Source organism: Desulfonispora thiosulfatigenes DSM 11270 (genome assembly GCF_900176035.1).
GTDB classification, from domain to species: Bacteria; Bacillota; Peptococcia; order Peptococcales; family Desulfonisporaceae; genus Desulfonispora; species Desulfonispora thiosulfatigenes.
Genome location: NZ_FWWT01000009.1, coordinates 1 through 15,132 on the forward strand (window position 1 = coordinate 1; position 15,132 = coordinate 15,132).

Sequence of the window (15,132 nt, forward strand, 5' to 3'; positions counted from 1 at the left end):
CTACCATGTCTGCTTTGTTTAACCATACAACTAATGATGGTACACCTACTTGACGTGCAAGTAAGATATGCTCACGCGTTTGTGGCATTGGGCCATCTGCTGCACTTACTACTAAGATTCCACCGTCCATTTGTGCTGCACCTGTAATCATGTTCTTTACATAGTCAGCGTGACCTGGGCAGTCTACGTGTGCATAGTGACGATTTTCTGTCTCATACTCTACATGAGAAGTATTGATTGTAATTCCTCTTTCTCTTTCTTCTGGTGCTTTATCGATTTGGTCGAATTTTTGTGCTGTTGCTCCACCTGCTTGAGCTAATACGTTTGTGATTGCTGCTGTTGTTGTTGTTTTACCATGGTCTACGTGACCTATTGTTCCAATATTAATGTGTGGCTTATTTCTTTCAAACTTTGCTTTTGCCATCGTTTATTCCTCCTTAATTAACTAATTAAGCACCTTGCTTTTTAGTAATAATTTCTTCAGCTATACTTTTTGGAACTTCTTCATAATGAGTGAATTGCATTGTATATGTTCCACGTCCTTGTGTTTTAGAACGCAAGTCAGTTGCATATCCAAACATTTCTGATAGTGGTACTAAGCCTCTAATAACTTGAGTATTAGTTCTGGCTTCCATGCCTTCAATTCTACCACGTCTTGAATTCACATCGCCCATTACATCTCCCATGTACTCTTCAGGAACTGTAACTTCAACTTTCATGATAGGTTCAAGAATACAAGGATCTGCTTTTCTTGCTGCTTCTTTAAAGGCCATTGAACCTGCAACTTTAAATGCCATCTCAGATGAGTCAACATCATGATAAGATCCATCTACTAAAGTAGCCTTTACATCAACCGTAGGGTATCCAGCCAAAACACCTGAATCCATAGCTTCTTTGATACCATTATCAATTGGAGCAATATATTCTTTCGGAATTGATCCACCGACAATTTTACTAACAAATTCATAACCTTTACCTGGCTCGTTAGGCGAAAATACTACTACGCAGTGTCCATATTGGCCACGTCCACCAGATTGTCTTACGAACTTTCCTTCAGCTTTGTACTCTTTGCGAATAGTCTCTTTATATGCTACTTGTGGTTTACCAACCTGAGCGTCAACTTTAAATTCTCTTAACATACGATCAACTATAATTTCTAAATGAAGTTCACCCATTCCACGAATTAAAGTTTGTCCAGTTTCTTGGTCTGTATTTGTCTTAAATGTTGGATCTTCTTCAGCTAGTTTTCCTAATGCAACACCCATTTTTTCTTGGTCTGCTTTAGTCTTAGGTTCAATAGCAACCGCAATAACTGGCTCAGGAAATTCCATAGATTCTAAAATCACTTTGTTATCTTCAGCAGATAAGGTATCTCCTGTTGTAACATCCTTTAAACCAACAGCTGCTGCTATATCCCCAGCGTGTACTTCATCGATTTCTTCTCTAGAGTTTGCATGCATCTGTACTAATCTACCAATTCTTTCTCGTTTACCTTTAGTAGAGTTATATACATAAGAACCTGCTTTTACTGTTCCAGAATATACACGGAAATAACTTAACTTTCCGATGAAAGGATCCGAAACAATTTTAAATGCTAAAGCTGCAAACGGCTCTTTATCATCAGATGGCACAACAATTTCTTCTTCAGTATCTACTGAAATTCCAGTGATAGCAGCAACATCAGTTGGTGCAGGGCAATAATCTACAACACCATCTAAAAGTGCTTGCACACCTTTGTTTTTGAAAGCTGATCCACAAAAACAAGGGATAATTTTAACATCTATTGTTGCTTTACGAATAGCAACTTTTAACTCTTCAAGAGAAATTTCTTCTCCTTCAAGATATCTCATCATTAATTCTTCATCAGTCTCAGCTACCGATTCAACTAACTTTTCACGGTATTCTGCAACTTGATCTTTCATATCATCAGGAATCGGTTGTTCTTCTGATTTAGTACCTAAATCGTCAATATACACATTTGCAGTGTTTTTAACTAAATCTACATATCCTACAAATGTATCTTCCGATCCAATAGGTAATTGCATCGGAACAGGATTTGCACCTAATCTTTCTTTTATTTGTCCAACTACATTTAAAAAGTCAGCTCCAACTCTATCCATTTTGTTTACAAATGCAATACGTGGAACATTGTACTTGTCTGCTTGACGCCATACTGTTTCAGATTGAGGTTCAACCCCACCTACAGAACAAAATACAGCAACCGCACTATCAAGTACGCGTAAGGAACGTTCAACCTCTACAGTAAAATCAACGTGCCCTGGCGTATCTATTATATTTATACGGTTACCATTCCACTGGGCAGTAGTGGCAGCAGAGGTAATTGTAATACCTCTTTCCTGCTCTTGAGCCATCCAGTCCATGGTTGCAGCACCTTCGTGCGTCTCACCTATTTTATGTGTTTTACCAGTATAAAAAAGTATACGCTCAGTAGTAGTGGTTTTACCTGCATCAATATGAGCCATAATACCTATATTTCGTGTTTTAGCTAATGGAAAGGCTCTAGCCACGATAAATCCTCCTTTTAGCCATTGTAAGGTTATCCCAAACAACAAACCAACTAAATTTTCTTACCAGCGATAATGAGCAAAAGCTTTATTGGCTTCAGCCATTTTATGTGTATCTTCTCTCTTTTTAACTGCTCCACCTGAACTATTTGCCGCATCCATAAGTTCACCAGCTATTTTTTCAGATATTGTTTTTTCGCCTCTTTTACGTGAATAAGTTACTAACCAACGGATACCTAAAGTTTCTCTACGCTCTGGTCTTACTTCAATAGGAACTTGATAGTTAGCTCCACCCACACGACGAGCCTTTACTTCTAATACTGGCATTATATTTTTCATTGCTTCTTCAAATACTTCTAGAGGATCTTTACCAGTTTTAGTTGATATTATGTCAAAAGCGTTATATACAGCTTTTTCAGCAATACCTCTTTTGCCATCATACATAACTTGGTTAACTAATTTAGTTAACTTTACACTGCTATATATAGGATCTGCTAATACGTTTCTTTTGGAAACCGGACCTTTTCTAGGCATTTATTGTGCCTCCTTTCCGTTTATAATACTATTTTTTTGCTTTTACTTTTTTAGTTCCATATTTTGAACGAGATTGATTACGATTTTGAACGCCTGCTGCGTCTAAAGCTCCACGAACTAAGTGATAACGTACACCAGGAATATCTTTAATTCTTCCACCTCTTACAAGTACAACGGAGTGTTCTTGTAAATTGTGTCCGATTCCAGGGATATATGAAGTTACCTCGATACCATTAGTTAATCTAACCCTTGCAACTTTACGTAATGCTGAGTTAGGTTTTTTTGGAGTAGTTGTATAAACTCTTGTACAAACTCCTCTTTTTTGTGGACTTCCTTTTAATGCAGGAGAATTTGATTTTTCTGCAAGACTTTGTCTTCCTTTTCTAATTAACTGATTAATTGTAGGCATATTTCCGCACCTCCTTCCCAGAGTATTTAATATGGATCAAAAACATCTAAAACGTCAGCAACTTCTTATAGCACTAGAAGGAGCGAATGGTAAATTACTCACTCGCTCTACTCCTTGGCTTTAATTGCAATTAAAAACGTTTTTTAACATGCTGGTCTATAAGTCCTTAAGAATAGCAGCACATGCCGAACCGACATCTATTCCGAAGGCTTTCCCTAGCTCTTTCATTGAAGGAACTTCAATTATTTGAATCCCTTTTTCTTTTGCTTTTTCTTCAATTAACCCTAATGTTTTTGTTTCTGCGTCTATAGCTATATATAGTGTTTTAACTTGATCCTTTTGCAAGGCTTTAGTAGTTTGTTTTATACCCATTACCCTCGGTAATTTTGTAAAGTCTTCCACTTCCCACTAAAACCTCCTCGTCATTTACTATCGAAATATACTCGAATATTGTAACATCACATAAAATATGTGTCAAGCAAAAGACATCTTGTTTTATTCTTTTACCTCTTCATTTTCTTTTGAGGCAACCTTTAAGTTACGATATCTGCTCATTCCTGTACCAGCTGGAATAAGTTTACCTATAATAACATTTTCTTTTAGCCCTAGAAGTGGATCTACTTTTCCCTTAATAGCTGCATCAGTAAGGACTCTAGTGGTTTCTTGGAATGATGCTGCTGATAAGAATGAATCTGTGGCTAAAGATGCTTTAGTAATACCTAATAAAGTAGGTTTTGCTACAGCTTCTTCTCCACCATTATCTGCTGCTTTTCTATTTTCTTCTTCAAATTCAAAGATATCTACTAAACCTCCAGGTAATAGCTCAGTATCACCTGATGTTTCAAGTTTCACCTTACGTAGCATCTGTCTAACCATAACTTCTATATGTTTATCGTTTATATCTACACCTTGCATTCTATAAACTCTTTGAACCTCAGATAGAAGATACGATTGGACACCCCGTACGCCCTTTATTCTAAGTAAATCATGTGGATTAACCGACCCTTCAGTCAATTCTTGACCTGCCTCTATTTGTTGACCATTTTTCACCTTGATTCTAGAACCATACGGAACTGCATAAGCTTCGGTTTCTACGTTTGAGATTATTTCTATTTCTTTTCTGTTTTTCGACTCTTTAATGGATACTATACCATCCATTTCAGAGATAATTGCTTGGCCTTTAGGTTTTCTAGCCTCAAATAATTCTTCTATCCTTGGCAAACCTTGAGTAATGTCATCCCCACCGGCTACACCGCCTGTATGGAAAGTTCTCATTGTTAACTGCGTTCCTGGTTCTCCAATAGATTGAGCTGCAATTATTCCTACTGCCTCTCCTATATCTACTTGATGTCCAGTTGCCAAATTAAGTCCATAACATTTACGACATACACCGTATCTGGTTTTACAAGTTAAAGCACTACGAATTTCCACTTCAGTTATTCCAACTTCAATAATTTCCTCTGAAATTTCTTCAGTAATGAGCTCATTTGCTTTTACGATTATTTCCCCTGTTTCAGGATGTAAAACATCCTTTACCGGGAATCTTCCAGCTATTCTTTCGATTAGAGGCTCAATGTTTTCATTTCCATTTTTAATTGCCCTAACCGGGATTCCCATCCTAATACCACAATCATCTTCTCTCACAATTACGTCCTGGGCAACGTCAACTAATCTACGAGTTAAATAACCTGAATCCGCTGTTCTTAAAGCAGTATCAGCAAGTCCTTTACGTGCACCATGTGTAGAAATAAAGTACTCTAAAACAGTTAAACCTTCTCGGAAGTTAGCTTTAATTGGAAGTTCAATAGTACGTCCTGATGGATCAGCCATCAGTCCACGCATCCCCGATAACTGTCTAATTTGTTGTACGTTACCACGGGCTCCTGAATTAGCCATCATGAAAATGTTATTAAAGGGATCTAGTGTTTCCATTAATGATTTAGTTACCTTATCAGTTATTCTATTCCAATTATCAATTACCGATTGATAACGTTCTTCTTCGGTTAAATATCCTCTTTTAAACTTCGCATCAATTAATTCTACTAGGGTTTCACCCTCTTTGATAAGCCTAACTTTAGTTTCTGGGATAATGATATCACTAAAACTTACCGTTATTCCTGCTCTCGTAGAATAATGGAACCCTTGGGATTTAATACCATCAAGCATTTGCGCAGTAATATTTGCTCCCATTAATTTATAACAACGTCCTACAATTTTACCTAAAACTTTTTTTGTCACAACATCATTAATAAATCCAACCTTTTTAGGTATAACTGCATTAAATAATACCCTACCAACTGTAGTTTCAAGCAGTCTGCCATTAGCAACGTAGGTACTAGCATTATTGTTCCATATTTGTAATTCTTCAATATCATCTTCATTAGTTAGATTAACTCGCACCTTTACTTTAGCGTGTATATCCACAGCCTTAGCATCGTAAGCAATCTTTACTTCTTCAAAATCTTTGAAGATATGCCCTTCTCCCAAAACACCAGCCTTTTCTACCGTTAAATAATATGATCCTAAAATCATATCTTGGGTAGGCGTAACAACTGGCGCACCATCTTTAGGGTTTAATATGTTTTGTGCTGCTAACATTAAAAGTCTCGCCTCAGCTTGAGCTTCTGCTGAAAGTGGAACGTGTACTGCCATTTGGTCTCCATCAAAGTCAGCATTATAAGCCGTACATACTAATGGATGTAATTGTATTGCTTTACCTTCAACTAAGATAGGCTCAAAGGCCTGAATACCTAGTCTATGTAATGTAGGAGCTCTATTTAATAATACAGGGTGCTCTTTAATTACATCTTCTAAAACATCCCATACTTCTTCTTTAACTCTTTCAACCATCCTTTTTGCACTTTTTATATTGTGAGCATAATCTTTTTCTACTAAACTTTTCATTACAAATGGCTTAAATAATTCTAATGCCATTTCTTTAGGCAAACCACATTGATGTAGTTTAAGTTCTGGTCCAACAACGATAACTGAACGACCTGAATAGTCAACCCTTTTACCTAAAAGGTTTTGTCTAAATCTACCTTGTTTACCTTTTAGCATATCACTTAAGGATTTCAGCGGACGATTTCCTGGTCCTGTAACTGGACGACCTCTACGACCATTATCGATTAATGCATCGACAGCTTCTTGCAACATTCTTTTTTCATTTCTCACTATAATATCAGGTGCTCCCAAGTCTAAGAGCCTTTTTAAACGATTATTTCGATTAATTACTCTCCGGTACAAATCATTTAAATCAGATGTAGCAAATCTACCTCCATCTAATTGCACCATTGGTCTTAATTCTGGTGGTATTACAGGAATTACATCTAAGACCATCCAGCTAGGATTATTGTTAGACTTATTAAAAGCCTCTACGACTTCTAATCTTCTAATTGCTCTAATTTTTCTTTGTCCTGTTGTGTCTTTTATCTCTTGACGAAGCTCGGTATACATGGTTTGAAGCTCTAACTCAGATAATAAATCTTTTATCGCCTCCGCGCCTATACCAGCCCTAAATCTATTGCCATATTTATCCCTATACTCACGATACTCAGTTTCAGTTAAAAGTTGTCTCTTCATTAATGATGTATCGCCCGCATCTATGACAACGTACGAAACAAAGTAAATAATTTTTTCCAGAGACCTTGGGGACATATCTAATAATAAGCCAAGACGACTTGGAATTCCTTTGAAATACCAAATATGGGAGCAAGGAGCTGCTAATTCAATATGACCTAAGCGCTCTCTTCTTACCTTAGATCTAGTAACTTCTACACCACAACGATCACAAATAATTCCTTTATATCGTACCCTCTTGTATTTCCCACAATGACATTCCCAGTCTTTTGTAGGTCCAAATATTTTTTCACAAAACAAGCCTTCTCGTTCAGGTTTTAATGTTCGGTAATTAATAGTTTCTGGCTTTTTTACTTCCCCGCTTGACCAAGCTCTAATTTGTTCTGGGGATGATAATCCTATCTGCATACGGTCAAAATTATTAACATCTAACACAGGTGCATTGCTCCTTCCCGTATAAAAGTCATTTTATAGTTACTCCTCGAACTCTTCTAACTCAAAATCTATATCTTCAAAGTCTATATCCTCATCTTCGCCTTCTGCTAATTCATCATCTTCTTTTGGATTCAATTCTTCAGGTGCGGCTGGTTCTTTAGCTTCCACCTGCAGTTCTAATCCTAAATCTTTAGCTGTTTCTCCAAATTCTTCTTCTGATTCTCTGATTTCTATTTCTTGATCATCTTCAGATAGAATTTTCACATCTAAGCAAAGACTTTGTAGTTCTTTAATAAGAACTTTAAATGACTCGGGCACACCAGGTTCAGGTACATTCTCACCTTTAACAATTGCTTCATAGGTTTTAACTCTACCAACAACATCATCAGATTTAACCGTTAATATCTCTTGAAGTGTATATGCAGCACCATAAGCTTCTAGTGCCCAAACTTCCATTTCCCCGAATCTCTGACCACCAAACTGAGCCTTACCACCTAATGGTTGTTGTGTTACTAGTGAGTATGGTCCTGTAGAACGAGCATGTATTTTATCATCAACTAAGTGATGTAGTTTAATCATATACATGTAACCAACTGTTACTGGGTTATCAAGATATTCTCCTGTTCTACCATCCCTGACTTTGAACTTACCACTACTGTCATGGCTCGCTTTTAAGAGCATCTCTTCAATGTCAACTTCGGTTGCTCCATCAAATACAGGCGTAGCTATATGAATACCTAGAGCTTTTGCAGCCATACCTAAATGTGTTTCCATGATTTGACCGATATTCATCCTTGAGGGAACACCAAGTGGATTAAGTACAATTTCTAGTGGTGTACCATCTGGTAAATACGGCATATCTTCTTCAGGAACTACCCTAGATATAACCCCTTTATTTCCATGTCTTCCTGCCATCTTGTCACCTTGAGATATTTTTCTTTTTTGAGCTATATAGCATCTTACAATTTTATTTACCCCTGGTGCCAATTCATCTCCGTTATCACGTGAGAAAATCTTAACATCAACAATTTTTCCACCCTCACCATGCGGAACCCTTAATGAGGTATCTCTTACTTCACGTGCTTTTTCACCAAAAATGGCTCTTAATAATCTTTCTTCAGCTGTAAGCTCTGTTTCACCTTTAGGAGTAACCTTACCTACTAAGATGTCACCAGGTCTTACCTCTGCTCCCACGCGAATAATTCCTAAGTCATCTAAATCTTTAAGTACATCTTCTCCGACGTTAGGTATATCTCTTGTAATTTCCTCTGGTCCAAGTTTAGTATCTCTTGCATCACATTCGTATTCTTCAATATGTATGGATGTATAGTAATCTTCTTTAACTAGCTTCTCACTTAATAAAATAGCATCTTCATAGTTATAACCTTCCCAAGTCATAAACCCTACTAAAACATTACGTCCAAGAGCTAATTCTCCCATATCTGTAGAAGGTCCGTCAGCTAAAACGGCTCCATCTTCAATATTTTGCCCTTTTAGGACTAATGGTTTTTGATTAATACAAGTTCCTTGATTCGAACGAGCAAATTTTGTTAATTTATAATTATCTATTGAACCTTCATTGTTTTTTACTACAATCCTATTTGCTGTAACGCTTTCGATTACTCCGCCTTTTTCTGCTACAACTACTGCACCAGAGTCATATGCTGCCTTGAACTCGTTTCCGGTTCCTATATAAGGTGCATCAGATTTTAGTAAAGGTACGGCTTGACGCTGCATGTTTGCACCCATTAAGGCTCTGTTTGCATCATCATGCTCAAGAAACGGAATCATTGCCGTAGCTATAGAAACTACTTGTTTAGGAGAAACGTCCATATAATCTACTTTTTCGATTTCCATTTCTATAATTTCATGTCCAAAGCGTACGTTTACCTTTTTGTTAATAAATCTATCCTCTTCATCTAACGGAGCATTGGCTTGCGCAATTACATATTTATCTTCTTCATCAGCAGTTAAGTAAACTATTTCACCTGTTACTTTACCGTTAGCACTGTCAACTTTTCTATATGGAGTTTCAATGAAACCGAATTCATTTATCCGTGCAAATGTACTTAGAGAGTTTATAAGTCCAATGTTTGGTCCTTCTGGGGTTTCTATTGGACACATCCGTCCATAGTGAGAATGGTGAACGTCACGCACTTCAAATCCAGCTCTTTCTCTACTTAAACCACCAGGTCCTAATGCACTGAGCCTTCTTTTATGTGTTAACTCTGCAAGCGGATTAGTCTGATCCATAAATTGAGATAACTGACTCGATCCAAAGAATTCCTTAATTGCGGCAACTACAGGTCTTATATTGATTAATACTTGCGGAGTAATTACATCCATGTCTTGAATAGTCATTCTTTCTCGTACAACTCTTTCCATACGAGATAACCCAATTCTAAACTGGTTTTGTAATAATTCTCCTACTGATCTAAGTCTTCTATTACCTAAGTGATCTATATCATCAGGATTTCCTTCACCCTTAATTAATTTAATTAAGTATTTTACAGATTCAATTATATCTTCTCTTACTATGTGACGAGTTTCATATGGAATATCAAGACCAAGCTTTTTATTTAATTTGTATCTTCCTACTCTTGCGAGATCATACCTTTTCGCATCAAAGAACAAGGAATTGATTAATGACTTGGCACTATCAACAGTTGGAGGTTCACCAGGCCTTAATCTTTTATAGATTTCTACTAAAGCTTCTCCTTCGGACTCTGTGTGGTCACGTTCCAAAGTCATTCTGATTCTTTCATCATTATCAAAAAGTTCTAGTATTTGTCCGTTACTACCATACCCTAAAGCTCTAATTAAAACTGTAGCTGGTAATTTTCTTGTTCTGTCTACTCTTACAAAAAGATTTTCATTTACATCCGTTTCAAACTCTAACCAAGCACCTCTATTAGGGATTATAGTTGAGCTGAAAAGTTTTTTACCGCTAGTATCAATTGACTGTGAATAATAAGCACCAGGTGATCTTACTAATTGGCTAACTATTACTCTTTCAGCTCCATTGATAACAAAAGTTCCTTTTCTAGTCATGAGAGGAAAGTCTCCCATGAAAACCTCTTGCTCTTTTACTTCACCGGTCTCCTTATTTATCAATCTTACCTTCAAACGTAAGGGGGCAGCATAGGTGACGTCCCGCTCTTTACACTCATCTACTTCATACTTTGGTTCCCCCAGGTTATAATCAACAAATTCAAGAATAAGGTTTCCTGTGAAATCTTGAATTGGCGAAATATCCCTAAACATTTCCTTTAGACCTTCATTTAAAAACCAATGGTACGATTTTTGTTGAATTTCTATTAGGTTGGGCATTTCCATTACTTCGTCTATTTTGGCAAAACTATGCCTTTCTCTAAGCGCATGTATTGGTTTAACCAATTGTTTTTCACCCCTTAGCGTTATTTAAAAGACATTAAATATGTAAAGCAAGGTCTACAAACCTCGCTTTACTTATTTTAACTATTATTTCCATAATTGTCCTAAAATATTCTTCAAATATTAATAAATTGGTCGCATTTTACAATCATAATATAAACTTTTTTAAGTGTCAAGCAATTAATAAAGAAGTTTAAATCAAACAAAGACATCCATTTGGATGTCTTTGTAAAAAACTTTTGAATTACTTAAGTTCTACTGAAGCACCAGCTTCAGTTAATTTCGCTTTTAATTCTTCAGCTTCGTCTTTTGAAACTCCTTCTTTAACTGCTTTTGGAGCACCGTCAACTAATTCTTTTGCATCTTTTAATCCTAAACCAGTAATTTCACGAACTACTTTAATTACGTTGATTTTTTTATCTCCAGCGCTAGCTAAGATTACATCAAACTCAGATTGTTCTTCAGCAGCTTCAGCTGCTGGTGCAGCAACTCCTGCAGCAACTGCAACTGGAGCTGCAGCGCTAACACCAAATTCTTCTTCAAATGCTTTTACTAATTCAGATAATTCTAATACAGAAAGTCCTTTTACTGTTTCAATAATATCGTTAATTTTAGACATTATACTTCCTCCTTAAATTTCACCATAATTTTTTTATTAAGCTTCTAGTTCTTTTGCTTTTCTAACTTCTTCAAGTGCATAACCCATTTTTCTAATAGGTCCTTGTAAAACATTAACAAGCCCAACAATAGGTGCTTGTAGCAACCCAGCAAACTGAGTAAGCAGTACTTCTCTTGAAGGAAGATTTGCTAATGCATCAACCTGAGCTTGGCTAATAACTTTACCTTCAAGGATACCAGCTTTAACTTCTAAATTTTTGTGATCTTTAGCAAACTTTGAAATAATTTGAGCAGGAGCTACTGCATCAGTAACACCATAAGCTATAGCCGTAGGACCTTTGAAATATTCTTCAGTTCCTTCGATGCCTGCTTCATTAGCAGCAATTGTTAAAAGAGTATTTTTAACAACTTTAAATTCTACACCAGCATTTCTTAAATTTGCTCTTAATTCAGTAACCTCTGCTACATTCAGACCACAATAGTCTGTAATAACAGCAGATTTAGCACCTTCAAATTTTTCTCTTAGGATAGCTACTTCCTGTTTCTTCTTATTGAGGTTACTCAACAGATTCACCTCCTTCAATATTAAGTAAATATAAAATATAAAAGCCCTCCGTAAACGACACGAAGGGCTGAATTCATGAATTACTCACTCACTCTAAGCCACCTCGGTAGGAAATTAAGTCTAGTGACGCCTACTGTCTACAGCGGAAAACTCATATACAATTTATATAAAACAACTCTTGTTATTTTAATTCATTTTCAGTGGTGTGTCAAGCTATTAATAACTATGTGGATTGATTTTTACACCAGGACCCATAGTTGATGAAAGTGTAACACTTTTAACATATTGACCTTTTGCACTTGCAGGTTTAGCTTTCATAAGCACATCCATTAGCGCAGAAAGGTTTTCTTCAAGCTTGTCTAACTCAAAAGAAGCTTTGCCTATTGGTACATGAATAATGCTTGTTTTATCAACACGATATTCAACTTTACCAGCTTTTACTTCATTTACAGCTTTATCTATATCAAAGGTAACAGTACCTGTTTTTGGATTCGGCATAAGACCTTTTGGTCCTAATACACGACCTAAACGACCTACTAGACCCATCATATCTGGAGTTGCTATAACTACGTCAAAACCAAACCATCCAGTTTGAATTTTAGCGATCATATCTTCAGCTCCAACGAAATCAGCACCAGCAGCTTCCGCTTCTTTAGCCTTTTCGCCCTTTGCAAAAACTAATACAGATCTTGTTCTTCCAGTGCCATGTGGTAAAACTACAGCACCTCTAATTTGTTGGTCAGCATGACGCGGATCAACACCAAGTTTAACTGCTAAATCGATTGTTTCATCAAATTTTGCCTTAGCTGTTTTTTTAACTAATTCTAACCCAGCTTGGGGTTCATAAAAAGCCAATCTATCAAAGTCTTTTACTGAATCAGTATACTTTTTGCCATGTTTAGCCATTATAATTTTCCTCCTTTGTGGTTATATCGGAATTTTCCTCCCACGATAGCTTATTTAATTAAGCTTCTATCTCAATACCCATACTGCGAGCAGTACCTTCAATCATGCGTATAGCTGCTTCAACTGATGCAGCATTTAAATCTTCCATTTTGCTTTCAGCAATTTCTTTAACCTTTGCTGCTGATACTTTCGCTACTTTGTTACGATTTGGTTCTCCTGAAGCTTTAGCAATTCCTGCTGCTTGTTTTAATAATACAGCTGCTGGAGGAGTCTTCGTTACAAATGTGAAAGTACGGTCTGCATATACTGTAATTTCAACAGGAATAATTAATCCTGCTTGATTTTTTGTTCTTTCGTTAAACTCTTTACAGAAACCCATAATATTAACACCATGTTGTCCTAATGCTGGTCCAACTGGTGGAGCTGGGTTTGCTTTAGCTGCTGGAACTTGTAATTTTATAAATCCTATTACTTTTTTAGCCATGTAGTGCACCTCCTTAGGGTTAATATGTTTTTCTCTTATCTTGTTTTTTTATAAGTTTTTTTGTAATTGAGTAAAATCTAATTCAACAGGTGTCTCCCGTCCAAACATTGAAACTAGAACCTTTACTTTACCTTTTTCCGGGAGTATTTCTTCTATTACCCCTAAGAAGTTTTCAAAAGGTCCTTCTATAACTTGAACGCTTTCACCAATCTCGAAATCAATATTTGTTTTTGTTTCTGATACTCCCATTTGTTTTAGTATCTTTTTTACTTCATATTCATGCAGAGGTACAGGTTTAGCTCCAGTACCGACAAATCCTGTCACTCCTGTTGTGTTTCTCACGACATACCATGAATCATCCGTCATTACCATTTGTACTAAAACATATCCTGGGAAAACCTTGCGTTTTGCTATCTTCTGTTTTCCATTTTTTATTTCTAACTCGTCTTCCATCGGTACCAATATTTGGAAAATCTGGTCTTCCATATTCATGGATTCCATTCTTTTTTCCAGATTTGTTTTTACTTTGTTTTCATACCCAGCATAAGTATGAATAACATACCATGATTTTTCCATAACTCAAGGGTCCCTCTTTTTTCGAGGACCCCCACCCCCTCAAAATACCATTATTAGATCAGTAATTTCATAATGAAACTCAACCCTGAATCTACAATCCAAATTAGCGTTGAAACAATTGTTACAGTAACTAAAACAACACCTGTATAAGTTACTAACTGAGTTCTGTTTGGCCAATGGACTTTTTTGAGTTCATTCCAAGAGCTTCTGAAAAATCGCTTAGTTTTAACTACAAAACCTTGCTTTTTTTCAACTTTTTTTCTACGTTTTTATCCTTGCTACTCATAGCTACACATCCCTAATTACTTAGTTTCTTTATGAATAGTGTGGTTTTTGCAAAATGGACAATATTTTTTAAATTCCATTCTATCAGGTTTGTTCTTTTTGTTCTTTGTCGAGCTATAATTACGGCGCTTACATTCAGTACATGCCAATGTAATACCTACGCGCACAGTTGCCACCTCCTACTTACATCTACAATCATACACCTTTTACCAGTACCTAGTATACTTTAGCATACCCTAGATTAGCATGTCAATATTTTTTAACTATGTGAGGCTTAAGTAAGTTATCAATAAAAAGCAGGACTAATGTCCTGCTTTTTATTCAGTGATAGCCGTAACTACACCAGCACCAACTGTACGTCCACCTTCACGGATTGCAAAACGTAAACCTTCTTCTACTGCAATTGGAGTGATTAATTCTATATCCATTTTAATGTTGTCTCCAGGCATTACCATTTCTGTTCCTTCTGGTAATGTGATTACGCCTGTTACATCTGTTGTTCTAAAATAGAATTGTGGACGGTATCCGTTGAAAAATGGTGTGTGACGTCCGCCTTCTTCTTTTGTTAATACATATACTTCTGATGCGAATTTTGTATGAGGTTTGATTGATCCTGTTTTTGCTAATACTTGACCTCTTACGATATCTTTTCTATCTACTCCACGTAGTAACGCTCCGATATTATCTCCTGCTTCTGCTGCATCTAATAACTTACGGAACATCTCTACTCCTGTTACGATTGTTTTCTTTGTTTCTTCTGTCATTCCTACGATTTCTACTTTCTTCGCCTACTTTAACTTGTCCACGTTCTACACGTCCTGTT

Annotated in this window: 13 protein-coding genes, 2 pseudogenes and 1 other annotated feature; all 15 genes and pseudogenes read right to left on the reverse strand. The window is 36.4% G+C overall.

Features of this window, described 5'->3' with window-relative positions:
- The coding region (locus B8965_RS02775) for a GTP-binding protein (protein ID WP_143334203.1) at positions 1-424 on the reverse strand (424 nt) is incomplete at its 3' end.
- 25 nt (positions 425-449) lie between these two features.
- Complete coding sequence (gene fusA, locus B8965_RS02780; RefSeq protein WP_084052351.1) at positions 450-2,528, reverse strand: elongation factor G; 2,079 nt, start codon at positions 2,526-2,528, stop codon at positions 450-452.
- A gap of 60 nt (positions 2,529-2,588) precedes the next feature.
- Positions 2,589-3,059 (reverse strand): 30S ribosomal protein S7, encoded by a 471-nt coding sequence (gene rpsG / locus B8965_RS02785; protein WP_084052352.1) that lies wholly within the window; start codon positions 3,057-3,059, stop codon positions 2,589-2,591.
- Positions 3,060-3,087: 28 nt separating this feature from the next.
- Entirely contained in the window at positions 3,088-3,468 is a 381-nt protein-coding gene (gene rpsL, locus B8965_RS02790; RefSeq protein WP_084052353.1) for a 30S ribosomal protein S12, read from the reverse strand.
- Positions 3,469-3,624: 156 nt separating this feature from the next.
- The gene (locus B8965_RS02795; protein WP_242941914.1) at positions 3,625-3,870 is read right to left on the reverse strand and encodes a ribosomal L7Ae/L30e/S12e/Gadd45 family protein; all 246 of its coding nucleotides are present in this window, start codon (positions 3,868-3,870) and stop codon (positions 3,625-3,627) included.
- Between the two features lie 93 nt (positions 3,871-3,963).
- The gene (gene rpoC, locus B8965_RS02800) at positions 3,964-7,482 is read right to left on the reverse strand and encodes a DNA-directed RNA polymerase subunit beta' (RefSeq protein WP_084052354.1); all 3,519 of its coding nucleotides are present in this window, start codon (positions 7,480-7,482) and stop codon (positions 3,964-3,966) included.
- Between the two features lie 39 nt (positions 7,483-7,521).
- Positions 7,522-10,818, reverse strand: a complete 3,297-nt coding sequence (rpoB, locus tag B8965_RS02805) for a DNA-directed RNA polymerase subunit beta (RefSeq protein ID WP_143334204.1) — start codon at positions 10,816-10,818, stop codon at positions 7,522-7,524.
- Positions 10,819-11,119: 301 nt separating this feature from the next.
- Positions 11,120-11,494: a 50S ribosomal protein L7/L12 gene (gene rplL / locus B8965_RS02810; protein WP_084052356.1), complete on the reverse strand. Its 375-nt coding sequence runs from the start codon at positions 11,492-11,494 to the stop codon at positions 11,120-11,122.
- A gap of 36 nt (positions 11,495-11,530) precedes the next feature.
- Entirely contained in the window at positions 11,531-12,058 is a 528-nt protein-coding gene (gene rplJ, locus B8965_RS02815) for a 50S ribosomal protein L10 (protein ID WP_084052357.1), read from the reverse strand.
- A 28-nt stretch (positions 12,059-12,086) separates the two neighbouring features.
- Positions 12,087-12,219, reverse strand: a sequence feature (ribosomal protein L10 leader region).
- Positions 12,220-12,274: 55 nt separating this feature from the next.
- A complete protein-coding gene (gene rplA, locus B8965_RS02820; protein WP_084052358.1) occupies positions 12,275-12,964 on the reverse strand; it encodes a 50S ribosomal protein L1 in 690 nt (229 codons plus the stop codon).
- A 58-nt stretch (positions 12,965-13,022) separates the two neighbouring features.
- Complete coding sequence (gene rplK, locus B8965_RS02825; protein WP_084052359.1) at positions 13,023-13,448, reverse strand: 50S ribosomal protein L11; 426 nt, start codon at positions 13,446-13,448, stop codon at positions 13,023-13,025.
- A 48-nt stretch (positions 13,449-13,496) separates the two neighbouring features.
- The gene (gene nusG / locus B8965_RS02830) at positions 13,497-14,024 is read right to left on the reverse strand and encodes a transcription termination/antitermination protein NusG (protein WP_084052360.1); all 528 of its coding nucleotides are present in this window, start codon (positions 14,022-14,024) and stop codon (positions 13,497-13,499) included.
- A 53-nt stretch (positions 14,025-14,077) separates the two neighbouring features.
- Positions 14,078-14,233 (reverse strand): annotated as a pseudogene (gene secE / locus B8965_RS02835) (preprotein translocase subunit SecE); the annotation flags it as partial.
- Positions 14,234-14,326: 93 nt separating this feature from the next.
- On the reverse strand, positions 14,327-14,476 hold the full coding sequence (rpmG, locus tag B8965_RS02840; RefSeq protein WP_084052361.1) for a 50S ribosomal protein L33: 150 nt from the start codon (positions 14,474-14,476) through the stop codon (positions 14,327-14,329).
- Positions 14,477-14,626: 150 nt separating this feature from the next.
- Positions 14,627-15,132: pseudogene (locus B8965_RS02845) on the reverse strand (EF-Tu C-terminal domain-related protein); the annotation flags it as partial.